Annotated in this window: 19 protein-coding genes; 3 read left to right on the top strand and 16 right to left on the bottom strand. The window is 68.2% G+C overall.

The genetic code is table 11. The features are described from left to right. Nucleotides 1-76: 76 nt before the first annotated feature. From ACQCVD_RS11380 to ACQCVD_RS11330, 11 genes are all read right to left on the bottom strand, one after another. The gene (locus ACQCVD_RS11380; protein WP_426823882.1) at nucleotides 77-1,456 is read right to left on the bottom strand and encodes a protoporphyrinogen oxidase; all 1,380 of its coding nucleotides are present in this window, start codon (nucleotides 1,454-1,456) and stop codon (nucleotides 77-79) included. Nucleotides 1,457-1,486: 30 nt separating this feature from the next. Further along, nucleotides 1,487-2,563 carry a uroporphyrinogen decarboxylase gene (gene hemE, locus ACQCVD_RS11375; protein WP_426823881.1) on the bottom strand — a complete coding sequence of 359 codons (1,077 nt, stop codon included), beginning with the start codon at nucleotides 2,561-2,563 and terminating at the stop codon, nucleotides 1,487-1,489. Between the two features lie 91 nt (nucleotides 2,564-2,654). Then, nucleotides 2,655-5,252 carry a heavy metal translocating P-type ATPase gene (locus ACQCVD_RS11370; protein ID WP_426823880.1) on the bottom strand — a complete coding sequence of 866 codons (2,598 nt, stop codon included), beginning with the start codon at nucleotides 5,250-5,252 and terminating at the stop codon, nucleotides 2,655-2,657. A 25-nt stretch (nucleotides 5,253-5,277) separates the two neighbouring features. Beyond that, complete coding sequence (locus ACQCVD_RS11365) at nucleotides 5,278-5,763, bottom strand: hypothetical protein (RefSeq protein ID WP_426823879.1); 486 nt, start codon at nucleotides 5,761-5,763, stop codon at nucleotides 5,278-5,280. A 4-nt stretch (nucleotides 5,764-5,767) separates the two neighbouring features. Continuing rightward, nucleotides 5,768-6,478, bottom strand: a complete 711-nt coding sequence (locus tag ACQCVD_RS11360; protein ID WP_426823878.1) for a hypothetical protein — start codon at nucleotides 6,476-6,478, stop codon at nucleotides 5,768-5,770. 57 nt (nucleotides 6,479-6,535) lie between these two features. Continuing rightward, complete coding sequence (gene hemB, locus ACQCVD_RS11355) at nucleotides 6,536-7,531, bottom strand: porphobilinogen synthase (RefSeq protein WP_426823928.1); 996 nt, start codon at nucleotides 7,529-7,531, stop codon at nucleotides 6,536-6,538. 382 nt (nucleotides 7,532-7,913) lie between these two features. After that, the gene (locus ACQCVD_RS11350) at nucleotides 7,914-9,602 is read right to left on the bottom strand and encodes a uroporphyrinogen-III synthase (RefSeq protein WP_426823877.1); all 1,689 of its coding nucleotides are present in this window, start codon (nucleotides 9,600-9,602) and stop codon (nucleotides 7,914-7,916) included. A gap of 280 nt (nucleotides 9,603-9,882) precedes the next feature. Further along, complete coding sequence (locus ACQCVD_RS11345) at nucleotides 9,883-10,245, bottom strand: hypothetical protein (RefSeq protein ID WP_426823876.1); 363 nt, start codon at nucleotides 10,243-10,245, stop codon at nucleotides 9,883-9,885. Between the two features lie 9 nt (nucleotides 10,246-10,254). Then, a complete protein-coding gene (hemC, locus tag ACQCVD_RS11340) occupies nucleotides 10,255-11,151 on the bottom strand; it encodes a hydroxymethylbilane synthase (protein WP_426823875.1) in 897 nt (298 codons plus the stop codon). Continuing rightward, a complete protein-coding gene (locus ACQCVD_RS11335) occupies nucleotides 11,148-12,545 on the bottom strand; it encodes a glutamyl-tRNA reductase (protein WP_426823874.1) in 1,398 nt (465 codons plus the stop codon). The genes hemC and ACQCVD_RS11335 overlap by 4 nt, the downstream gene beginning before the upstream one ends. Before the next feature lie 154 nt (nucleotides 12,546-12,699). Next, nucleotides 12,700-12,915: a glutaredoxin family protein gene (locus ACQCVD_RS11330; RefSeq protein ID WP_426823927.1), complete on the bottom strand. Its 216-nt coding sequence runs from the start codon at nucleotides 12,913-12,915 to the stop codon at nucleotides 12,700-12,702. A 169-nt stretch (nucleotides 12,916-13,084) separates the two neighbouring features. Here ACQCVD_RS11330 and ACQCVD_RS11325 point away from each other — a divergent pair, with 169 nt between their 5' ends. Next, complete coding sequence (locus tag ACQCVD_RS11325) at nucleotides 13,085-14,131, top strand: HAD family hydrolase (RefSeq protein WP_426823873.1); 1,047 nt, start codon at nucleotides 13,085-13,087, stop codon at nucleotides 14,129-14,131. Between the two features lie 216 nt (nucleotides 14,132-14,347). On the opposite strand, the gene ACQCVD_RS11320 is transcribed toward ACQCVD_RS11325, so the two are convergent. The 5 genes from ACQCVD_RS11320 to ACQCVD_RS11300 all read right to left on the bottom strand — a co-directional run bounded on the left by ACQCVD_RS11320 (nucleotide 14,348) and on the right by ACQCVD_RS11300 (nucleotide 18,411). After that, complete coding sequence (locus ACQCVD_RS11320) at nucleotides 14,348-14,449, bottom strand: 30S ribosomal protein bS22 (RefSeq protein ID WP_003855542.1); 102 nt, start codon at nucleotides 14,447-14,449, stop codon at nucleotides 14,348-14,350. Nucleotides 14,450-14,842: 393 nt separating this feature from the next. Then, nucleotides 14,843-15,034, bottom strand: coding sequence for a helix-turn-helix domain-containing protein (locus ACQCVD_RS11315; RefSeq protein WP_426823872.1), 192 nt, complete (start codon nucleotides 15,032-15,034; stop codon nucleotides 14,843-14,845). A 289-nt stretch (nucleotides 15,035-15,323) separates the two neighbouring features. Continuing rightward, nucleotides 15,324-16,148 carry a pyrroline-5-carboxylate reductase gene (gene proC, locus ACQCVD_RS11310; protein ID WP_426823871.1) on the bottom strand — a complete coding sequence of 275 codons (825 nt, stop codon included), beginning with the start codon at nucleotides 16,146-16,148 and terminating at the stop codon, nucleotides 15,324-15,326. A 48-nt stretch (nucleotides 16,149-16,196) separates the two neighbouring features. Next, on the bottom strand, nucleotides 16,197-17,468 hold the full coding sequence (locus ACQCVD_RS11305; protein ID WP_426823870.1) for a hypothetical protein: 1,272 nt from the start codon (nucleotides 17,466-17,468) through the stop codon (nucleotides 16,197-16,199). A gap of 13 nt (nucleotides 17,469-17,481) precedes the next feature. Next, entirely contained in the window at nucleotides 17,482-18,411 is a 930-nt protein-coding gene (locus ACQCVD_RS11300; protein ID WP_426823869.1) for a hypothetical protein, read from the bottom strand. Between the two features lie 34 nt (nucleotides 18,412-18,445). Between ACQCVD_RS11300 and ACQCVD_RS11295 the strand changes: the two genes are divergently transcribed. Both ACQCVD_RS11295 and ACQCVD_RS11290 read left to right on the top strand, forming a co-directional pair. Beyond that, nucleotides 18,446-19,387: a hypothetical protein gene (locus ACQCVD_RS11295; protein WP_426823868.1), complete on the top strand. Its 942-nt coding sequence runs from the start codon at nucleotides 18,446-18,448 to the stop codon at nucleotides 19,385-19,387. Nucleotides 19,388-19,527: 140 nt separating this feature from the next. Next, nucleotides 19,528-22,212 (top strand): ABC transporter permease, encoded by a 2,685-nt coding sequence (locus ACQCVD_RS11290; protein ID WP_426823867.1) that lies wholly within the window; start codon nucleotides 19,528-19,530, stop codon nucleotides 22,210-22,212. The last annotated feature ends 92 nt before the right edge of the window (nucleotides 22,213-22,304 follow it).

Below are 22,304 nucleotides of genomic sequence, written 5' to 3'. Positions count from 1 at the left end.
GGTCAACCGTATGGTGTAGGTCACCGTGTCGTGGGCGCGCCCCCGGCCCCCCGTGCAGCGGGCGAAACAGCTGGTCTCAGCCGACCAGTCGGGCGGCTGCCGCGCGGGCGTCGGCGACCACGGCCGGTACGCCGACGCCGCCCGCCCAGGCCCCGGTGGCCTCGACCGCCGGGGCGTCGGCGAGTGCCTCGCGCACCTCGGCGACGGTGGCCAGGTGGGTCTCGTCATAACGGGGCAGGCCGCCGAACCAGCGCTGGGTGTAGATCTCCGACAGGCCGGCGGCACGGCCGTCGAAACCGGTTGCCGCTGCCAGGTCATCCAGGGCGTGGTCCACCAGGTCATCCTCATCGGCGCGCACCAGGGTCTCGTCGCCGAAACGGCCGAAGCTGGCCCGCACCAGGGCGCCGCCGCGCTCCGCCAGGTGCGGCCACTTCTTCGAGGAGAAGGTGAAGGCCTTGGCGTGCATGCCGGGCTCATCGGCGGCGACGAGGACACCGGAATTGTCGGGCAGCCCCGTCGCGGAATCGAACTTCATGCCGACCACCACGGAACTGGCCAGCTTGATCCGCTTGAGTTCCTGCGCCGCCGCCGGTGCCAGCTGCTTAAGCAGCACCGCCGTCGTCGGGGCGGGGGTGGCCAGCAGCAGCCGGTCATAGGCGCCGTCCCCGCCGCCCTTGAGGACGAACTTCCCCTGTTTGTCATGGGTGGCACCGGAGATGAAGGCGTCCAGGTAGATCGCTGCCCCGGACTTCTCCGCGAGCGTCTCATAGAGCTCGGCGTAACCGCCGCGAAACGCCCCGAATACCGGGCCGTCCTGCTTGACCGCGCCGGCCTGCACCCGGGACACGGCAGCGGAGAGAGTGACCTTCTCCCCCGCCGCCGCCAGTTCATCGAAGGCCTCCGCCAGCTTGGGGATGGTGGCGCGGACACCGAGGTCGTCGGCGGTGCAGGAGTACACCCCACCCAGCAGGGCGGAAACCACCCGGTCCACCACCTCATCCCCGTAACGCCGGCGAACCAGTGCGCCGACGTTGGTGTCGTCCCCGACCGACCAGTCGATGCCCGGAGCCTCCCCCTCCGCGTCGATCCGGGCGGCCGTGTCCGCCGAGACCAGTTCCCGGACCGGGGCGGAACTGGCCGGAATACCCATCACGCCGCCCTTGGGCAGGGCGTTGAGCCGACCCCCGGAATAGACGGTGGAGCTCAACCCGGAGGGGTGGACGATGGCTTCGCCGAGTCCGAGCCCCCGGAAGAACTCGACCGCGTCGGCACGGCGGGCCAGGAAGGCCTCGGCGCCCAGGTCCACCGGGCCGGAGTCGAAGGGGACGGTGAACAATTTGCCGCCGATGCGCTCGCCGGCCTCGAAGACGTCGATCGTCGCGGCCGGGTCCAGGGTGCTGATCTCGTGGGCGGCGGTCAGACCGGCCAGCCCGGCGCCGATGATGGCGTAGCGCATGATGGGGAATGCTCCTTGCAGGTGAATCGGTTAGTTCTCGTGGATGATGGCGACCGTTTCGGTGATCGCCTCCGCCGGGGTGTTCGGCAGGACGCCGTGGCCCAGGTTGAAGATGTGGCCGGTGGCGTGGCCGGCGTCGATCGCGGCCTGCGCCTCCGCCTTGATGCGGGCGACCTCCTCGGTGACCACGGAACGGCCGGCGAACAGCAGGGCCGGGTCCAGGTTGCCCTGCAGTACCTTGGGGCCGGATTCGGCGTGGATGCGTTCGGCGGCGCGATCCAACGGCAGGCGCCAGTCCACGCCCATGACTTCCGAGCCGGCGGTGGACATGGCTCCCAGCAGCTCACCGGTGGCCACGCCGAAGTGGATGCGCGGAAGCTGGTAGCGGCCCACCTCGGTCAGGATCTCGGTGGAATAGGGCAGCACGAACTCGCGGTAGTCGCGCTCGTTGAGGAAACCGGCCCAGGAGTCGAAGAGCTGCATCGCGTCGATGCCGGCCTCGATCTGGACCTTGAGGAAGTTGATGATCGTCGGCATCAGGCGCTGCATCAGGTGGTGCCACAGCTGCGGCTCCGAGTGCATCAGTGCCTTGGTGATCTCGTGGTTCTTGCTGGGGCCTCCCTCCACCAGGTAGCTGGCCAGGGTGAACGGGGCCCCGGCGAAGCCGATCAGTGCCTGGGAATCAGTGAGTTCGGCCAGGATGCGGGAGATCCCCTCCGACACCTCCGGAACGTCCTCGTCCAGCACCGGCAGGTTCGCGATATCAGCCTCGGAGCGGATCGGTTTGTCCATCACCGGGCCCTTGCCCGGGACGATCTCCACGCCGACCCCGGCGGCCCGCAGCGGGACCACGATGTCGGAGAAGAGGATGGCGGCGTCCACGTCGTGGCGGCGCACCGGTTGCAGGGTGATCTCGGCGAGCAGTTCCGGCATGAAGCAGGAGTCCAGCATGGAGATTCCCTTTCGGGCCTCGCGGTACTCCGGCAGGGAACGGCCTGCCTGCCGCATGAACCACACCGGGGTGCGCGTCGGCGCGCGTCCGGCAGCGGCGTCGAGGATGGGGGCGTCATGAAGCGTCCGGCGAGCGGCCGGAATCGAAGCGGTCATGTTCTCCATAGTGCCTGATTGGCCGCGCCAAGGGTAACCATCTCCATGCCGACCCGGCCGGACCCCACGCCCGCGGGTGCGGACGGCCCGCTCAGAACCGGCGGGCCAGGTTCGACCGCGCCTCGATCAGCAGGGAGGCCCCCAGCATCAGCACGGTCGCGGCCATCGGGTGGAGCACGCCGCTGACCGCGGCGAGGATGACCAGGGCGTTGTACAGCCAGGCCAGGACAATATTGTGGTCCACGATGGCGATGATCCGCCGGCTCAACCGCACCAGGTGGGGAACGGCGGAGACATCGTCACGGACCAGCACCACGTCCACGGCGGCGTCATCGTCCCGCCCCAGGCGTTCCAGGGTCTCCGAGGTGCCGGCGAGGATACCGACGTCCGCGACCCGCAGGCACTCGACCACGGAGCCGTCACCGACCATGGCCACGGTGGCCCCGCGGGTGTGCACCGCCCGGACGGTCTGGGGCTTGCGCCCCGGCGCGATACCGGCGAGCACATTGGTGATGCCGATGCGGTCCGCGAAGCGCCGGGCCACCGGGTAGGCGTCCCGGCTGAGCATGGTGGTGGTCACCCCCATGGCCTCCAGCTCATCGATCGCTTCCTCCGCGTCCGCCTTCACCGAGTCATGCAGCGTGATGACGCCCCGGTCCCGGCCGTTCCACCGCACGACCAGGGGGGTGCCGCCGGCCACCGCGGCGGTCGCGAGTCTGCCCTGGAGGGCGGCCATGGTGCGCGGCCGCCACAGCACCGCCTCCACCTGGCGTTCTCCCGGCCGGCCGGCGGAATCCGGCACCGGGATGGTGACCATGCCGGTGAAGTGGCCGTCGGGGGTGATGTCGGCGTGGTGGACCTCGATCCAGTGCGGGATCTCGTCCCCGCCGGCTCCGGCGTCCCGGGCTTCCCGCGCGGCCCGCACCAGTGCCTGGGAGACCGGGTGCTCGGATTCCAGGGCCAGGGCTCCGGCCACCCGCAGCACCAGTTCCGGGTGTTCCCCGCGCTCCGCGGTCACCGAGGAGACCCGCATGTTCCGTTCCGCCAACGTGCCCACCCGGTTGAAGATCACCGTGTCCACCTGTGACAGGGTCCGAACCGTGGTCTCGCCACGCACCAGCACCCCGTGACGGGCCACCGCCTCCAGACCGTGGCGGATCGCCAGCGCGGTGGACAGGGCCAGAGCCACCGGGGCGACACCCGCGAGCACCGCCAGGGAGGTGGCGAAGGCGGCGTTGAGGTTGCTGCTGATCAACCACCAGAAACCGAAGTCCAGCGCCGCAATGATGAAGGCCCCGGGAATCAGCAGGGAGGCGGTACGGGTGGACAGCCAGGCCGAGTGGTTCTGCCGCCGCAGCGCCCGTTCCACCCACCGCCGCACCAACGCCACGCGGGTGCGGTGCCCGGTCCGGGCCACCCGGATCTTCAGCTTCCCGGACAGGACGGTGGTCGACGCCAGGACCTGGGAGTTGACCTTGACCTCCTCCGCCCGACTGGAGGCGCGCACCGGTCCGGGGCCCACCAGGGCGGAGCCGCCGACAACGGTGCCGTCCACGGGCACCACCTGGCCGGCGGTGACCAGGATGTCGTCGCCGACGTTGACCTCCGACAGCGGCAATGGTTCGGGTTCCCGCCGGCTGCTGCCCTTGCCACGGTGCCGTTCCACCACCTGGTAGACCGTGGTCGGGTCCGGCAGGTGCTCGGCCAGCTGTTCCAGCAGGCCCGTCCGGGCGCGGCGGGTCAGCGCCCGGCCGACCAGCAGCAGCACGGTGATGCCACAGGCCACGTCGAGGAAGAGTTCGCCCTCCGACAGCGGTTCGTGCCGGAAGGCGAACCACTGGGGGCGGGAGTGCCAGCCGAGATGCCCGGCGTCGGTGAACACGAGCATCGCCACGGACCACAACGCGGCCAGCAGGATCGCCAGGGAACTGGCGCCGTCCAACGCGGACAGGCCGCGGCGCACCCCACCGATCAGCGCCCGGTGGAAAGGCCACGCTCCCCAGGACACCACGGGCAGCGCCAGCGCCAGCGCCACCCACTGCCAGCGATCGAACTGCCAGGGCTCGACATAGGTCAGCAGCAGGACCGGCAGTGAGAACAGCAGGCTCACCACCAGGCGGGACCGGGTCAGCAGATCACCGGCGGTGAACAGCACGTCCGTGGTCTCCTGCGCCGGTCCGCGTCCCATCGGAGGGGCACTGAGACGACCGGCCTGCCGGGCGTGCTCCAGGTCCCGGCGTTCCGCCCGGCGCCGGCGGTGGTCCCGGCGTCCCGGTCCCGCCACGCGGCTTCCCGACGCCGTGAGCTGGGCTGCCATCCGGCGCCGCAGCGAGGCGTCGGACAGGTGGGCGGTGATCCCGAAATTGCGGAAGACCTCCTCCAGGGTGCGCGGATCCGTGCCCTCCGGCGCGGTGACCCAGGCGACCCCGGGCTGGTAGACGATGCGGACCATGACCCCGGGCAGGGCGGCCACCGCGGCCTCGAGGTCCGCCACCTGCGGGGCGTTGTCCATTCCGGACAGCTCGAACACGAAGGAGACCTTCGGCAGGTCAACGGGATCCGCCTCGTCGTCCCGGCCACTGCCCAGGGCGGCATCCAGTCCAGCGACCCGGGCGGCGGTGCGTGCCTGCTCGAGTGCGGTTCCCAGCTCATCCCGCTCAGTGGCGGGAACATCAGGTTCCAGAGTCATGACGATCTCCCGGTCGCGGGTCTGCCTATTCGTTCATCCGGTTGACATAAGCGGTGGCTGAGGGTTGGAACATGACCACGCCGCTGACCATCAGCAGCGCGGTGATCAGCGCCAGGGACAACGGCTCCCGCAGAACCACGAAGGACAGCAGGTTCACCAGCGCGGCCAGCACGATCACGCCGAGCAGCCAACGCCGGGAAATCCGGCTGCCCCGGCGCAGTTGCGGAGACAGCAGGGCGACCATGATCCCGGCGACCAGGTCGACCACCCCCACGAACACCAGGTTGCGGCGCACCGTCCGCACCGCCTCCGGATCCACCTCCAGGTGCTCGGGTGGTGTGGCAGTGACCAGAAGCAGTCCGCTGAACACCATGAGAATGGCCGTGGCCACCAGGAGACCACGTCCCCAGGTGATGGAGCGGGGAACACCCGTCAGATCCCGTTGACTCGGCCGATACCGCCGGTTGATGTCATCGGGGTGGGGGGTGGAGCTCGGGAACATGCTGGGCACGGGACTACTTCTCCTGGTTGTCCGGGCGGGTGGACCGCGGCGGACGACCGGACCCCTTCGCGTCGCCGGGGCCGTCGCCGCCGACCTCCCTGGTCCATTTCAGGGTGTCCGGCCGGAAGCTGAGGATCAGGGAGAGAACCGCTGCCACGCCGACGATGATCTGCAGGCTGCCGTCCACGGCGTAGAAGGCCACTGGCACATCGGACGTACCGGGCGACATCATGAAGATGATGAGGATCCGGAACGCGAAGTAGAACCCGAAGACCAGGAGCAGCCGGCGGGCGGTGGCCGCGTGCTTCGACCGGTTCCGGACCAGGACCATCATCCACGCCAGCACACCCATGATCACCAGGGCGAACAGCCCCATCAGCACCACGCTGGCGACGGCCACGCCGTCGACGACCGACCCCGGCACCTGTTCGAGCTGCTCCGGACTCAGGCTCTCCCGGGCCGTGGCCTGCAGGGCCGAGGGATCCAGCAGAGACATGACCACGTTGAGCACCTGGTGGACGATCTCCAACAGGAGAATGGCCAGCCAGAGCTGGCAGAACAGCCGGACGGTGTCCGGCAGGCCCTTGAACCAGTTGTTCTTCCTCCCGGCACCACCGGGGCCGGCGGTGCCGGATTCCGGTGCGGGGGCGGTGATGTGGGAGGGCGACGTCGGGTTGCCGCCGGTGGCGGGCGGATTCTCGGGGGGTGGGGTGGGAGTACTCACGAAAGGTGTCTTCAGGTCCTCGGCCGGGTCGATGATGGTCTGGGGGTGCCGTCGAGTCTAGTTGCGCAGCAGTTTGGCGGCGTCGGTGGCGAAGTAGGTCAGGATCTGGTCGGCTCCCGCACGTTTGATGCCCAGCAGCGACTCCATCATCACTGCCTTCAGGTCCAGCCAGCCGTTGCTGGCAGCGGCCTGGAGCATCGCGTACTCTCCGGAGACCTGGTACGCGGCGACCGGTACCGGGGAGAACTCGGCGACGGCGGCGAGCACGTCCAGGTAGGGCATCGCTGGCTTGACCATCACGAAGTCCGCACCCTCCTCGATGTCCAGCTGCGCCTCCAGCAGGGATTCGCGGATATTGGCGGGATCCTGCTGGTAGGTGCGACGGTCGCCCTGCAGCGAGGAACCCACCGCCTCCCGGAAGGGGCCGAAGAAGGCGGAGGCGTACTTCGCGGAGTAGGCCATGATCGACACGTCCTGGAAGCCCTCGGCGTCCAGCGCATCGCGGATGGCCAGGATCTGGCCGTCCATCATGCCCGAGGGACTAACCAGGTGGGCGCCCGCCCGCGCCTGGGCGACCGCCATCTGCTGGTACAGCGGCAGCGTGGCGTCATTGTCCACCACGGCGTTGCCGTAGCGGTCCGTACCCACCACGCCACAGTGGCCGTGGTCGGTGAACTCGTCGAGGCAGGTGTCGGCCATGATGAGCAGGTCATCGCCGAACTCCCGGCGCAGGGCCGCCAGGGCACTGTTGAGCACCCCGTCGGGATTCCAGGACTCGGAACCGGTGGCGTCCTTGTCCTCGTCACGGGGCACCCCGAAGACGTCGATGCAGCGGACCCCGGCGTCCAGCGCCTCGTGGGCCGCGCGCAGCAGGGAGTCGGTGGTGTGCTGGTGGACCCCGGGCATGGAGGTGATCTCGCGGGGTTCCGTCAGACCCGCGCCGATGAACATGGGCAGGATCAGGTCGGCGGGACGCAGTGAGGTCTCCGAGACCAGCTCACGGATGGCCGCGTTCTGGCGCAGGCGCCGCGGCCGGCGGTCCGGGGCGGGGATGGGCAGCTGGGAATCGGGGAAATTCGGATGGGACACGGCGGAGAATCGTCCTTCCTGGTGGTGCACTGTCGCCCGTGGCCACCCTCTGGTGCGGTGCCCGGGCCTGATGTGTCTTCATCTTAGGCCAGGGCGCAACCCACGACGGTTTCGTCGGGCGGGCGGGCGACCCCGGCCGGTGTCCCGGCCCGGCCGGTGGTGCCTGGGGACGGAGCACCGGATCCTTCCTCACGGCCGTATTTCCCGTGATCATCTGCCCGGGAGCAGGCCTGGATCCGTCCGCACGCTGGCAGCCCCCGTGATCAGTGGCTGATCACGGGGGCTGCGGTCCCGGGGGAACCCCACGCACCTGGCGCCGGGCGGGACGGCCCAGCTGCGGTGCGCCCTACCCGGTGTTCTTCTTGCGGGTGCGGCGCTTCTTGCGCGGCGGGGGCAGCTGGCCGCTGGCACGCAGGCCGGCCACGTGTTCGGCCAGAGCATCCACCAGGTCCGGAACCTCCGCGACCTCGGGCATGACGTCCACCCGCAGACCGAGTTCCTCAGCCGTGGCCGCGGTCATCGGCCCGATGCACGCGATGATGGTGCGCTGGTGCGGCTTGCCGGCGATGCCGACCAGGTTCTTGACCGTCGAGGAGGACGTGAAGCACACCGCGTCGAAGCCACCGGACTTGATCATGTCGCGGATGTCGGCGCTCGGCGGGGCGGCCCGCACCGTGCGGTAGGCCACAACATCGTCGACCTCCCAGCCCAGCTCATGCAGTCCGTCAACCAGCACATCGGTGGCGATGTCCGCGCGCGGCAGCAGCACCCGGCCGACCGGGTCCAGGCCCTCGACGTACTCGGGGAACACCTCGACCAGGCCGGCGGCGTTCTGCTTGGTGCGCTCCGGCTGCAGTTCCGGGGTCAACCCCAGGGCGGTGATGGCGTCCGCGGTCTTCTGCCCCACGGCCGCCAGGTGCACACCGGCGAAGGCACGGGCGTCCAGGCCGATCTCGATGAGGCGTTCCCAGACGGCGTCGACCGCGTTGACCGAGGTAAACACGACCCACTGGAAACGGCCCTCGACGATGCCCTTGATGGCACGCTCCATCTGGGCGGGATTACGCGGGGGTTCCAGAGAGATGGTGGGGACCTCCTGCGGGATGGCACCGTGGCTGGCCAGCCGGGCGCTCATCGCGGCCGCCTGCGGCTTCGAGCGCGGGACGAGCACCCGCCACCCGTAGAGGGGACGGTTCTCCCACCAGGAGTACTTCGAGCGGTCATCGACCCCCTTCCCCAGCGTGACGACGAGCCGGCCCTCCAGCTCGGCGTCGAGTTTGCCGAGCATCCCCAGGCTGGTGTCGTGGGTGCGCTGCAGGCGGGTCGTCCCGTGCACCGTCACCGAAGCCGGGGTGTCGGCCGGCATACCCTGACCCAGCAGGCCGTCGGCGATGCGCGGCAGATCATCGACCATGGCCTGCAGCACCAGGGGCTGCGGTGCCGTGGCCAGGCTGGCCCAGTCCACGTCGGCGCCGGTGACGTCGGTCTCGGTGTAGGTGGAACCCAGGGCGATGCCGGCGAAGGACGGCACGGTGGCGGGCAGGGACATGCCCGGCACCACCTGGAACTCCAGGCCGGCGGCGGCCACGGCCGAGATCTCGGCGAGGGAGGAATCCTTGCTCAGCGGGTTGCCGGTGACCAGACGGATGACGTCCTCCCCCTCAGCCACCAGCGTCTGGAGCCGGTCGACGATCGCTGCGGGATCCGTGTCCGTCACCTCAGTGATCTCGGCGGCGGTCGGCGGGGCGGGACGGGGCGGCTTACGGCGGGCACCATTGGCCTTGACCTCGGCGCACAGTGCCTCATAAGCCTCTTCAGCGGCCTTCAGAACCTCTTCCGGTACTGGTAACGACGTCGCGACGATCTCCCGCACCCCGTCATGCACATCCGGGTCGGTGAGAACTTTCGCGGTGTTCGAGAGAACTTCACGGGCGCGGACGGTCAACAACTCTGGGTTTCCCGGCCCGGCGCCGACAAAGACAATCTTTCCCGTCTGGGAGGTCTGGGCCGTGGAAGCCTGCGGGGCCATGCTCATGTGATTCTTTTCTAGGGTCAGGCGGCTGCCACCCAAAAGTCGAAGGAGGCGCGTGCCGAAGTCGATCGTGGTCAAGTTCAGCGCACGAAGTAACGCCCATCTCAGGTTCGCGGGGTGATCACCTGCCGAAACCGGCTGGAGTGGACCCGCCGCCAAGGGGGCGTTAACTATGTGGTATTTACACAGTAATTGAGGAAGCGCGATTAAGAAAAACGCCGCCGGTCGACCGGCCCTCGCCAGGCCGGAACCGGGCGGTTCCCGGCCCCTCGGAAAACGGTTCTCAGGCTGCCACTCCACCCAGCTGGGCGGCGTAGGAATGGGCTGCCGGGGTGGAGATGACGATGCGGTCCAACGTGACGTTGCGCAGCTGCAGGACGATGCCGGGACCACGGCCGTGGCAGACGAGGAAACTGGAGGAACGGGAGCCGTCCTCCGCGGAGACGGTACCGGTGTAGGTGAGACCGCGCACTCGGGTGGCGGAGACGCGGCGTCCCTCGCCGGCGGCGTCGGAGGCGTCCTCGACCACCTCGACCGATTCGATCGCGCGCCGCGGCACGGTCAGGTGCGAGCGCCTGGCCACCAGCTTCTCCCACCAGTCGAGTTCGACGGTGACGCGGTGGTCGGTGATCTTCAGAACGGCCATGTATATATCCTACTCGGCGGCGATCAGATCAGCAGCTCCCGACGCGAGCAGCTCCTCCGCCACCTGCTTGCCCAGTGCGAGGACGTCGTTGGTCGGCCCGGTGCGGGTGGACAGCAGCTGACGGGAGCCGTCGAGGGCGAACACGCCGCCGGTCACGGTGATCTCGTCTCCGTTGATCCGGGAGGTGGCGGCCACCGGCGCGGTGCAACCGGCCTCCAGGGTGCGCAGAACGATGCGCTCGGCCTGGACGGCCAGGGAGGTGGTCGGGTCGATAAGGGACTCGATGGCCGCGATGGCCGCGGTGTCGTCCGCCCGGCACTCGATGGCCAGGGCCCCCTGCGCGGGCGCCGGGATGATCTCGGTGGGATCGAAGACCTGGGTGGCGCGGTCCCCCTGCCCCACCCGGCTCAGGCCGGCGTAGGCCAGGACCACCGCGTCGAGTTCCCCGTCGGTGACCTTGCCCATGCGGGTGTCGATGTTGCCACGTAGCGGACGGATGTCCAGGTCGGGCCGCTTGGCCTTGAGCTGGGAGATCCGGCGCGGGGCGGAGGTGCCCACCGTCGCCCCCTCCGGCAGGGTCTCCAGGGTCAGGCCGTCACGGGCGATGAGTGCCTCGCGGGAGTCCGCGCGCACGGGCACGATCAGGCGGAAGCGCTCGTCGGGGGCGGTCGGCAGGTCCTTGAAGGAGTGCACCGCGATATCGCAGACCCCCTCGACCAGAGCCTCGCGGAGCGCCTGGGTGAACACGCCCACCCCGATGCGTTCGACGGGGGCCATGTTCACGTCACCGGCAGTGGTGACGATCTCCAGCTCAGCCCCGAAACCGGCCTCAATCAGTGCGTCACGCATGTGTCCGGCCTGCGTGGTGGCCAGCTTGCTGCCCCGGGTACCGATCTTGAACGTCATGCCTTCTCCTGATGGTCAGTGATGTTGTCCTGCGAGCCTATCGCGACGATGTCGCCTTCCGGTAGCTCCGTGAGGTCCACGGCCGCGGAGCGTTCCGGCTCGGCCTGCTTCAGGCCGAAGAGTTCCTGGAGGGCGGACTCATACGAGACCACCCCCGATTCCGCCGCCAGCTTCTTGACCTGCACAGTCGGCTGGTGCAGCAGCTTGTCGACGACCCGCCGCACGGTGCGGGAGACCTCCTCGAAGTCCCCTTCATCCATGGATCGGGTACGGCTTTCCAGCCGCTCCAGTTCCGCCGCCACGACCGTGGCGGCGTGCCTGCGCAGCGCCGATACTGCTGGTGCCACGTCCCGGACGCGCTGGGCGGAGGTGTAGTCCGACAGCTCCTCGTGGACGATCGTCAGGGCGTCGGTCTGGCCGTCCTCCTCACCGGATTCCCGGATCCGCTGTTCGCGGCTCTGGTGGAGGCGTTCGATGTTGACCAGGTGCACGCCCGGCAGGTCAGCGGTGTCATCGTTGATGTCGCGCGGCATCGACAGGTCGATCAGCGTCAGGTCGGTGTGCCGGTCGGCGGGGACGTCGGCGGCGCTGATGGTGAAGGTACCGGCACCGGTCGCGGAGACGGCGATGTCCACCTCTCTCAGGGCGGTGGCGCGGGCGTCGAAGTCGACGGTCTCGGCAGCCACCCCGGCCTCCCTGGCATGTTCCGCCAGACGTTCAGCCCGGGAGCGGGTGCGGTTGGCGATCACGAGCTTGTCGACGCCCAGCCGGCCCAGGTGGGTGGCCGCCAGGGAGGCCATGGCCCCCGCGCCGAGCACGAGGGCGGTCCGTCCCTTGAGTGGCGTTTCCGGGTCTTCCGGACTGAGGTTGTGCACCGCCTCGTCCAGCGCGAAGGAGACCATGGACGCGCCGGCGTCATCAATGTCCGTCTCGGAGTGGACCCGTTTACCGGTGTGCAGGGCCGCCTGGGCCAGCTGGTGCAGCGCGGGGCCGACGGTGCCCTGCCCGTGCGCCTCCTGGTAGGCCGTGCGGACCTGACCGATGATCTGCTGCTCGCCGACCACCATGGAGTCCAGACCCGAGGCCACGACCATCATGTGTTCTGCGGCAGCGTCGGCGTAGCGGACGTAGAGGTACCCGCGGAGGGTCTCGATGTCGACGCCACTGGCCTCGTGCAGCACCTCGACCACTTCCCGGACGCCGGTGTGGAAGCTGTTGGTCACCGCATAGACCTCCATCCGGTTACAGGTGGAGATGATCATCGCCTCCGACAATGAATTCCGTTCCACGAGCCGGGAGCTGGTGCCGCCGCGCACCGTCTCATCCATGCTGAGCCGCTCCAGAAGAGCGACCGGTGCTGATCGGTGTGACATTCCGACCACAAGCACACTCACGCTATGTTCACCGCTTTCAACCGCGACTGATACAAAATCTGCCTTCCCGAGAGTCTGGGACGCATCAACCGAAAGAATACCCCCGACAGGTGGGGCTGGATGAAACCAACGGTAATCCCCTGCGCGGTGTTACGACAACAAAGCCTGCGCTAAGTCAGGATAAAGCCTCAGCCAATTCTTCATTGTCGACCTCCCAGCAGGAGAATTCCTCGTCGTCGATGACCACGACCGGCACACGGTCCCCGAACTCCACGTTCAGTTCAGTGTCATGGTCGACGTTCCGGATCACCAGGTTCGCCCCGGCTTGTTCGACCACCGGCGCGATCTGGGCCGCGACCCGTCGGCAGGAACCACATTCGGTCCGCACCATCAGTTCCACCGTGTGTGACACGGCGCCACCACCTTTCCGTTCCACCCCGTCGGCACAGATGTCAGCACGTGACAGGCGGGAGACTTACGATGGACACGATACCGAGGCCACCGGACCCTGCCGGTCACGGTCTCCCCCACGCTGTCCACCGGAAAGGCCCGACTACCCTGTGAGCGCCGCAAAGGAACCGAACTCTCTGCCGGACTCCCCGGACGACTTCCTGGCCAGCTGGAGCGCCACCCGGGGAAACCTCCGCCGTTTTCTGGAGGACACGGCCCTGCCGCCGCTCGGGGACGAATTTCAGCGGGAGGCCGGCGAAGCCGCAGCGGCGGCCGCGGTGTCGGAGACCTTCGGCATCGACATCGACGCCTTCTCCTCGGGGATGGAGTCCGTCTCCGGCTCGATCGAGGCCGCCGGTGGTTTCCGCATCAGTCCGCGCGATCCCGACATTCCCGAAGACGCCGGGGTGGCCGCCTTCTTCGACGTGGACAACACCCTGATCCAGGGTTCCTCCCTGATCGTCTTCGCTCTGGGACTGGCCCGCCGCCGGTACTTCCGGCTCTCCGAGGTACTTCCGATCGCCTGGAAACAGCTGAAGTTCCGGTTCACCGGCTCCGAGAATGTCGAGGACGTGGCCAAGGGCCGGCAGCAGGCCCTGGAGTTCATCAGGGGACGCCGGGTGGATGAGCTGGTGGCCCTCTGCGAGGACATCGTGGATTCCCACATGCAGGACAAGGCCTGGCCAGGCACCCGGGACCTGGCGGACATGCACCTCAACGCCGGGCAGCAGGTCTGGCTGGTGTCCGCCACCCCGGTTCAGCTGGCGCAGATTCTGGCCAAGCGGTTCGGTTTCACCGGCGCGCTGGGCACCGTCGCCGAGGTCGCTGACGGGAAGTTCACCGGCCGACTCGTCGGCGACATTCTTCACGGTCCCGGCAAGATGCACGCCGTGGCCGCCCTGGCCGCCGTGGAAAAACTCGATCTGGCGCAGTGCACCGCGTACTCGGACTCCATCAACGACGTACCGATGCTGTCGATGGTGGGCACCGGCATCGCGATCAACCCGGACAAGAAGCTACGCAAGCTCGCCGAGCAGAAAGGCTGGGAGATCCGGGACTACCGCAGCATCCGCAAGGCGGTCCGGAAATGGGGGCTGCCGACCCTGCTGACAGCGGCCTTCAGCTATTCCAGCTGGCGGTTGTTCCGCAAGCGCTGACCCCGGAGCCGGACACCGCTTTGCCGGGTCGGCCGAAGTATGTGTCCCGGCACCGTCACCACCACACCACCGCAGCGCCCCGCGGTCTCCCCTCCCCGACAATGCGGAACACCGCATGTCCCCGACCCAGGAAAATCCCGGGCCGATGGCATGCGGTGTCCACGGAGCCGAAGCCCCAACGCGGTCCACCGGGGCAGCGCCCCGGTGGAACCCGGCCTACTTGCCGAGCTTACGACGCTGCACGCGGGTGCGACGCAGCATCTTGCGGTGCTTCTTCTTCGACATACGCTTGCGGCGCTTCTTGATCACAGAACCCATGGAGGTTTCCTCGTTTCATCATTGATCTGTACGTACAAACCTGTCGATCGCCCAGCAGCCGGCTGCAGGAGCCGGTGGCGGAGTGCACTTCCGCCACTGCCGCGCCCGACTCCCCGTCAGCGACGTGGATCCGGACACTGCCACGCTGGGTGTGCATCGACACGAATGCGTTTCATCATAGCTTTCCACCAAAGCCGCACCAAACAACCCCCTCAGCGGGCCTCATCCCGCCGCAGCGGAAGAAGCCCCGCCGCCCTCGTACCGGACACCCGCCACGTTCCCCGCCCGGGCCCGGGAGACCGGGCCGGAAAACAGCGGAACCTGTGGTAACGACGGCCGCCCCACACGTGGGGCGACATGGTTACCACAGGTTCTGCGGGGAACTGTCAGCGACTATCCGGCCTCGTAGTAGGACGAGTCGAGGTAATCATTCACAGCCTTCTCATGGACGCGGAAAGACCGGCCTACCCGTACCGCCGGCAGATCGCCGGCGTGCACCAGTCGGTACACCGTCATCTTGGAAACCCGCATGATATCCGCGACCTCCGCGACCGTCAGAAAGGTTCCCTTGTCTTCATTAGCCATAAATACCTCACCCTCCAGCATGTGGCGCTGCGGACTTCCCCTCCCGCAGGATCGGACACGCACGTGCTTGAACAAGCTTAGCGTGAAACCTGTGACACGTGCGACCTAAGTGTCCGAATTTATGTGTTTGTCATTAAAGTGATCGCCTCTTCCCAGGCAGGAGCAGCCCCATCCGCCCCCACTCGGGTGGAGGTTTCCGGGTCCGTTACTGGGACAGGAGGCATAACCCGTGTCGGTGGTCCGGCGGGGACCGGGCCGTGCCCGAACGGTCGAACCGGAAGTATCCGGACTACTTGCTGTCTGCTGGGGCGCCCAGCTCTGCGGAGCGCGCCGCACAGGCCTCGGCGGCCCGGAAGAAGGCGCCACGGATCCCGGACTCCTCGAGCTCCCGGAGCGCCGCCACGGTGGTGCCCGCCGGAGATGAGACGTTCACCCGCAGGGCCGTCGGGTCATCGCCGGACTCCTTCAACATCGCACCGGCACCGTGGATGGCCGAGATCGCCAGCTCCTGCGCGGCGTCACGGGTGAGCCCGAGATTGACGCCCGCGTCGATGAGCGACTCGGCGACGAGGTAGATGTAGGCGGGCGAGGAGCCCGACATGGCGGTCACGGCGTCCATGTCGGACTCGGCGACCACACGGACGTCGCCCACCGCGGTGAGCAGCTGGCGGGTGGTCTCCACCTGTTCGTCGGTGGTGAAACGCCCGCCGGCGATGGCGCACATGCCCTGGCGCACCAGCATCGGGGTATTCGGCATGACGCGGATGACCGGGGTGCCGGCGGAAACGGCCTCCTCCATCGCCCCCAGGGAGATTCCGGCGGCCATGGACACCACGGTGGTGTCACCGTCGTTCTCCGCCAGGGAGTCGGAAATCTCCCCGAGCACCGCAAGGATGCCCTTGGGCTTCACACAGAGGAAGACCACATCCGCACCATCCACGGCCTGGGAGTTGTCGCTGAGCGTGACCACGCCGTACTTCTCGCGCAGCTCATTACCACGTTCCTCCCGGCGGTTGGTCACCCTGATGTCCCCGGCATTCACGCCGCTGGCCACCAACCCGGAGATGAGGGCCTCGCCGATCTTTCCGCCACCAATTACTGCAATAGAAGTCATGGCTTCCACAGTGCCATGAATCCCCTGCGGCGGGGAGACACGGGTGCGCTAAAAGGCGAGGATCAACGCGGGGCCGAAGGTCATCAACAGCCCCACCGCCCCTGCCAGGGTCATGCTCAGGCCATCGTTGACGGTGCGCAGGAACTTGGTGCCCACGACCATCAGCGCGGTGACCACGAGGGCGGCTATTCCGACCACGATATTCGGCAGCCGGAGCCAGAGCTGATCGAAGACCAGGAAGACCACGACCCCCAGGATGATGCCGACCACGGCCAACCCGAGCATCGCGCCGATGGAGATGCCCTCGTCCTCTTCCGCCTCGACGTCAGCATCCACCGCCGTTGCGCCCGCCTCTGCCGGCACCTCCCCGGGGACCTGAGCCAACTCACCGGTGGTTTCGGCGTCGAGGGCAGAATCCGTCTGACGGAGCAGGTGCGGGCCAGTGGCCACCCCTGCCGGGACCGCCGCGGCAGCCGCCATGTTCCCGGCCATGCCGTCGGGAGTCGAGTCCACGGCCGGCCGACGCACCGGCTCGTCGACCGCAATGGCGCCGATGACCGCGGTGTCTTCCTTGCTCGGACCCGGCTGGGCCGAATCTGCGGCGGCGGTCTCCGGCTTCTCAGCCTCTGTGGTCTTCGGTTCTCCAGCGGCACCGGCCTTTGACGTCTTTGCTTCCGCGACCTTCTGCTTTCCGGCGGCATCGGCCTCGGGCTTCTCCGACTTCTCCGGTTTCTGTGGAGCCGTCGGCTGCGCAGGTGCAGACTGCTGTTCCTTGGATGCTCCACCGGGAGCCGCCGCCGCAGTGCCGGTGCCTGACTTGCCGGACGTCGGCTGCTTGGCTGCCGACTGTTTGGTGTCAGGCTTCTTCGTTTCCGTTTCCGCCCGGCCTGTCTGCGGTTTCCCGGGCTTTCGGGTCTTTCCTGCCCCGTCAGCGCTGCCGGTCACCCCAGAGTCCCGGTCTCCCGCACTCGTCGGCTGCTTCGCGACGGCGGTGTCCTGAGCCTCCTCGGCCGGTGCGCTCGTGCCCGGAGCGTCCTCAGCTGCACCTTCTGTCTCCGGTGCGGCTGCGCCCTTCGTCGGTGCGCCCTCAGCGGTGTCTTCCGCCGCGTCTGCCCCCTCGTCCAGCGGCACACTGGAGTGCCGGGCTTCCGCGGGTTTCGCCTTGACCTTGGGGATGGAACCGGTGAGCTCAGCAACGGAAATGCCGCCATCCTCCAGGCTGCGGCGACGGCGACGCGGCCGCTTCTCTTCCTCGTCGCCGGAGTCCTTGCTGGCACGGGCGAGCAGCTCGGCTACAGTGAGTTGCTTCTCGTCGCTCATGTCTGCGTCCTTCCTAGTCCAAACCCTTGTCGATGCGCCGCAGGATGACACCCTCGCGCAGTGCCCACGGGCAGATCTCGAGTTTTTCCAGTCCGAGGGTGCGCATGGTGGCCTCCGCGACCAGGGCACCGGCGACGATCTGGTGGGAACGGTCGGAACTGATGCCTTCCAGCTCCGCACGGTCGGCCGCGGTCATTCTGGAGATAAACGCTATCAGCTGCCGCAGACCGGGGGCAGTGAGCGTACGTTTGACGTGCGGTCCGGCGGATGAGGGGGCGGAACCGGTCAGGCGTGCCAGCGTCCGGAAGGTCTTGGAGGTGCCCACCGCCAGGCGGGCCTCCCCCAGGTTACGGATCTGACGGGCGGCGGATACCAGCTCGGCATCGATGTAGTCGCGCAGCAGATTGACCTTCTTGCGCTCCGGAGGGTCGGTGTCGAACCACTCGTGGGTCAACCGGCCGGCACCGAGGTCGAGGGAGAACGCCAGGTCCGGCTCCTCATCGGAACCGGTGGAAATTTCCAGGGAGCCGCCACCGATGTCCAGGTTGGTGATCCGCCCGGCCGACCAGCCGTACCAGCGGCGTACCGCCAGGAAGGTCAGTCTGGCCTCTTCTTCCCCGCTCAGCACCTCCAGCTGCACGCCGGTCTGGCCCGCCACGTAATCGAGCACTGCCTGCGAGTTGGTGGCGGAACGGACCGCGGACGTGGCGAAGGGCATCATCTCCGAGCAGCCGAGTTTCCCGGCGAGCTCAGCGGCTTCCCCCACCGCACTGGTGAGCTTCCTGACCCCCTTGTCGTCGATGTTTCCGGCATCGTCAAGCAGCTCCACCAGCCGGAGGGTGGTTTTCCAGTCACTCATCGGGGTCGGGTGGCCGCCGGTACGGGCATCCACCGCCACGAGATGAACCGTGTTGCTGCCCACGTCCAATACACCTAGTCGCACACCCATCAGGTTAGACGGTCTACGGTGGCAAAGTGTGAATCGCCCACGATCAAACAAGGTAGTTCTGGGATTTCCGGCGTCCTCTCCCGCCGGCAAATCCATCAGTGCCGGGGTTGAGGTGCCCCCGGATTTTCCCCGCGAATGGTTTGAATTCACCAACCCGGAAGATGCCCACCACCAGTTCAGCATCGACCTGACGTGGTTGGAATCCCACTGGAACTGCACCTTCGGAACCTCCGCCTGCCACGGCATCGACGCGGCCCAGCCGGACGTGGGATGCTGCGTCCACGGTGCCTTCCTCGCCGACGAAGAGGACCGCGATCAACTTTATGACGCCGTTGCGGAGATGCCCGCGAAATACTGGCAGAACCGCCCGCCGGGGGTGGACCGCTACATCACGGAGGCGGACCCCACCGACCTGGAACCCTGGCTCGAGTGGGATGAGCTCGACGATGATGACGGCAACCCTGAGCCGGCGCTGAAGACCCTGACGGTCGGCGGTGCCTGCATCTTCGCCAACCGTGCGGGGTGGGCCACCGGCTCCGGTTGCGCGCTGCATCAGTGGGGTGCCGCCGAGAACAAGGACCTGACCGTCGTCAAGCCCGAGGTCTGCTGGCAGGTGCCGTTCCGGCGCCTCGAGGCCTACGAGGACCGCGCCGACGAGGTGGAGATCCTGCGCACGACCATCGGCGAGTACGACCGCCGTGGCTGGGGCGGTGGCGGCGAGGACTTCGACTGGTACTGCACCGGAGACTCCGGCTGCCACACCGCCACCGAGCCGGTGTGGATCACCCAGGAGACGGAGCTGCGGGCGCTGATGGGCGACGCCTCCTATGAGGTGCTCGCCGAGCACTGCCGCTCCCGCCGCGACGCCCGGATGGCCCTGCGCGGCGCCGGTGTGGACCCGGCCTCGGTGTACTCGCCGCACCCGGCGACGATCAAGGCGCAGCAGACCGGGGACCGACGCCAGCGGTAGCCGTCACCCGGCGACTCCCTCTAATTGCGGATGACAGGTTCATTCCGACAGGATAAGTTGTAATTTTCGCTTTCCCCGAGCGACGGGAGTCCCATGTGGCCGTAGACCCCAGGAGGTCCGGCGCCGGGCGACACCGGGCGGTGTCACCCAGACGGCAGCGACGACGCGCCCATCCGGCGGCGGCGCTGTTGCGCTCCCCCATGCGTCGGGTCACCCTGCGCAACATCTCGGCCAACAAGGGCCGGATGACCCTGACGGTCCTGTCCGTCCTCCTGGCGACGGCGTTCATCAGCGGTTCGCTGATGCTCACCAACTCCCTGGAGAAGTCCCTGAATTCGCTGGTGGACACCGGTGTCGAGGGCGTTGATGTAGGTCTGGTGGGCAGTCAGTCCTCCCCACGGGGTGTGCCCTTCGCCGTCATCGACGAAATCCGCGGCATGGCGGAGGTCCGTGCGGTCAACGTCGTCGGATCCGGTCCCGGCATGACCACCGGCACCCGCATGGCCGGAGAGTCCGGGATCGTGGTCACCGACCCGAATAACCTACCGCTGCAGACCGGTTCCTCCGGGGCGCACCCGATCGCGGCCTATCCAGCGGAACAGACCGTCGGCAACGTGCCCCAGCTGCTGACCGGTGGCCGTCCGGCGGGCCCCGACGAGGTGATGATCAACTCCGACGCCGCCGAACGCGCCGGTATCTCCGTGGGCGACACGATCGGTGTGCTGACCCCCACGGACCGGTTGCGGCTGGCGGTCTCCGGCATCTACGAGATGGACTCGGAGCCGCCCGGGTGGGTGGGGGTGATGTTCACCCCGGAACGCTACCTCGAGCTGTTCACGGTGGACGACTACGCCTCCCAGGTGGTGATCTCCGTCCAGGCGGGTGTGGACCCGATGACGGTCCGCAACCACATCGGCATCAACCACCCGGAACTGACGCCGTTGCTACCGGAACAGATCGCCGAGCGCACCGGCGGCCAGATCGCCCAGCAGCTGGAGTTCCTCCGCTACATCCTGGTCATCTTCGGGGCGATCGCGCTGCTGGTCGGCGCGTTCAACATCGCCAACACCTTCGCCATGATCGTCGGCCAGCGCACCCGCGAGTTCGCCCTGTTGCGCAGCATCGGCGTCTCCACCGGGCAGATCATGCTCTCCGTCATCATGGAGGCGGCCACAGTCGGCCTGATCGGTTCCGTACTCGGCATCATCGCGGCCATCGGTCTGATCGCCGCCCTCGCGCAGTTCCTGACCGGCACCGGCAGCGAACTGGCCGCCCTGGAGTTCAGCCTGCCCGCCGAGGCGGTCGTCATTCCACTGCTCTTCGGAGTGGTCACCACGATGCTCAGTGCTCTCGACCCGGCCCGCCGCGCCGGCAGTCTTCCGCCCGTCAGCGCCCTGGAGCTGGCCGACGCCCGCGCCTCCGGGCCCCGTCGACTACGACTGCTCGCGGCCGGGCTACTCAGCGGGGTGGGCGTCATCTCCGTGCTGGCGGCGGGATTGATCTACGCCGTCAACACCACCGAGCTGACCGTATCCCACCGCTTGGCGGGGATCGGGGTGGGTGCCGTCCTGATCTTTCTGGCGATGGCCACCGCCGGCCCCAGCCTGATCACCGGCGTCGGCAACACCCTCGGCATCGTGCTGACGGCGCCCGGCCGGGGCGTCGGAAAGCTCGCCCGCCGCAACACCACCCGGAATCCGCGGCGCTCGGCGACCACCGCCCTGGCGCTGGCCATGGCCGTGGCCCTGGTCTCCGCCGTCGGCATCATCGGGACCACCACGAAGGCCAGCATCTTCGGCCTGGTCGAATCCACGGTCACCGCCCCCTACATCCTGGAGGGACCCGGCGGTTCCAGTCTGGCCGGCCAGCGCTCCCTCGCCGGATCCGGCCTGACGCTACCCGCGGAGACCACGCAGCGGGCCGAGTGGACCACCGGTGTGGAATCCGCCGGCACCCTGATGACGGCGCCGCTTCAGGCCGGAACCTGGGACAACCCGCAGACCACCGTGGTCGACGATGACTTCAGTCAGTACCTGGACCTGGGCATCCGGGACGGCGCTCCCAGTGAGGACAATGCGCCGGGCATCATGATCTCCGCCTCCTATGCGCAGCAGACCGGGTTGCAGGTCGGGGACCGGGTGGCCATCAACTCGTACCAGGGGAACCCGGACACCGCGGTGGAGGTGCCGGTGGAGGCCATCTACACCGAGGTCGGGATCCTCGGACACCTGGTGGTCAACTATTCCCTCGCCGAACAGCTGGTGGACGGGGAAAGCTCCTTCGACCGGTTGGCGGTGTTCCTCAACACCGACGGTTCGGTCCCCGACCGGCAACTGCGCCGGAATCTCAACAACGTGATGGCCGAGCTGCTGGTCGTGCAGGTCAAGTCGCGGGATGAGTTCGGCGGCTCACTGGGTACCCAGATCGACCAGCTGCTGACCATCATCTACGGTCTGCTGGCACTCGCGGTGGTGATCGCGGCGATGGGCATCATCAACACCCTGCTGCTCTCGGTATCGGAGCGCACCCGGGAGATCGGCACCCTCCGCGCCGTCGGCGTCCGCCGCTCCAAGGTGGGGCTGATGATCCAGGTGGAATCACTCATTCTCACGATCCACGGCGCCGTACTCGGGATCGCGGTGGGCACGTTCACGGGCTGGGCCGTGGTCGCCGTGCTGGGCTCCCGGGGTATGGCCAGCCCGGAGATCCCCTGGTACCAGATCGGGCTCACGGTGCTGGGCGCCATCGTGATCGGCACCGCCGCCTCCGTGACCCCCGCGCTGCGGGCGGCGGCGACCCCACCGCTGGAAGCCATCGAACGGTGACGACGCCGCGGGGCCCCGGCCCCGGACAACGGAATCCCGGGCGCCGGCCTGCGGAACAGGCGGCCACCCGGGATGGCGGAAGCAGCGGCGGC

This window comes from Corynebacterium halotolerans (genome assembly GCF_050107895.1).
Taxonomy (GTDB): domain Bacteria; phylum Actinomycetota; class Actinomycetes; order Mycobacteriales; family Mycobacteriaceae; genus Corynebacterium; species Corynebacterium halotolerans_B.
Note: the sequence above shows the minus strand (reverse complement) of the source record. Positions and strands in the feature narration are given on the sequence as shown.

Excerpts from the sequence above, each read along its gene's own strand:
- ACQCVD_RS11380 (WP_426823882.1), bottom strand. The coding sequence starts at position 1,456 with ATGCGCTACGCCATCATCGGCGCCGGGCTGGCCGGTCTGACCGCCGCC.
- hemE (WP_426823881.1), bottom strand. The coding sequence starts at position 2,563 with ATGACCGCTTCGATTCCGGCCGCTCGCCGGACGCTTCATGACGCCCCC.
- ACQCVD_RS11370 (WP_426823880.1), bottom strand. The coding sequence starts at position 5,252 with ATGACTCTGGAACCTGATGTTCCCGCCACTGAGCGGGATGAGCTGGGA.
- ACQCVD_RS11350 (WP_426823877.1), bottom strand. The coding sequence starts at position 9,602 with ATGAGCATGGCCCCGCAGGCTTCCACGGCCCAGACCTCCCAGACGGGA.
- ACQCVD_RS11345 (WP_426823876.1), bottom strand. The coding sequence starts at position 10,245 with ATGGCCGTTCTGAAGATCACCGACCACCGCGTCACCGTCGAACTCGAC.
- hemC (WP_426823875.1), bottom strand. The coding sequence starts at position 11,151 with ATGACGTTCAAGATCGGTACCCGGGGCAGCAAGCTGGCCACCACGCAG.
- ACQCVD_RS11330 (WP_426823927.1), bottom strand. The coding sequence starts at position 12,915 with ATGGTGCGGACCGAATGTGGTTCCTGCCGACGGGTCGCGGCCCAGATC.
- ACQCVD_RS11320 (WP_003855542.1), bottom strand. The coding sequence starts at position 14,449 with ATGGGTTCTGTGATCAAGAAGCGCCGCAAGCGTATGTCGAAGAAGAAG.
- ACQCVD_RS11315 (WP_426823872.1), bottom strand. The coding sequence starts at position 15,034 with ATGGCTAATGAAGACAAGGGAACCTTTCTGACGGTCGCGGAGGTCGCG.
- proC (WP_426823871.1), bottom strand. The coding sequence starts at position 16,148 with ATGACTTCTATTGCAGTAATTGGTGGCGGAAAGATCGGCGAGGCCCTC.
- ACQCVD_RS11305 (WP_426823870.1), bottom strand. The coding sequence starts at position 17,468 with ATGAGCGACGAGAAGCAACTCACTGTAGCCGAGCTGCTCGCCCGTGCC.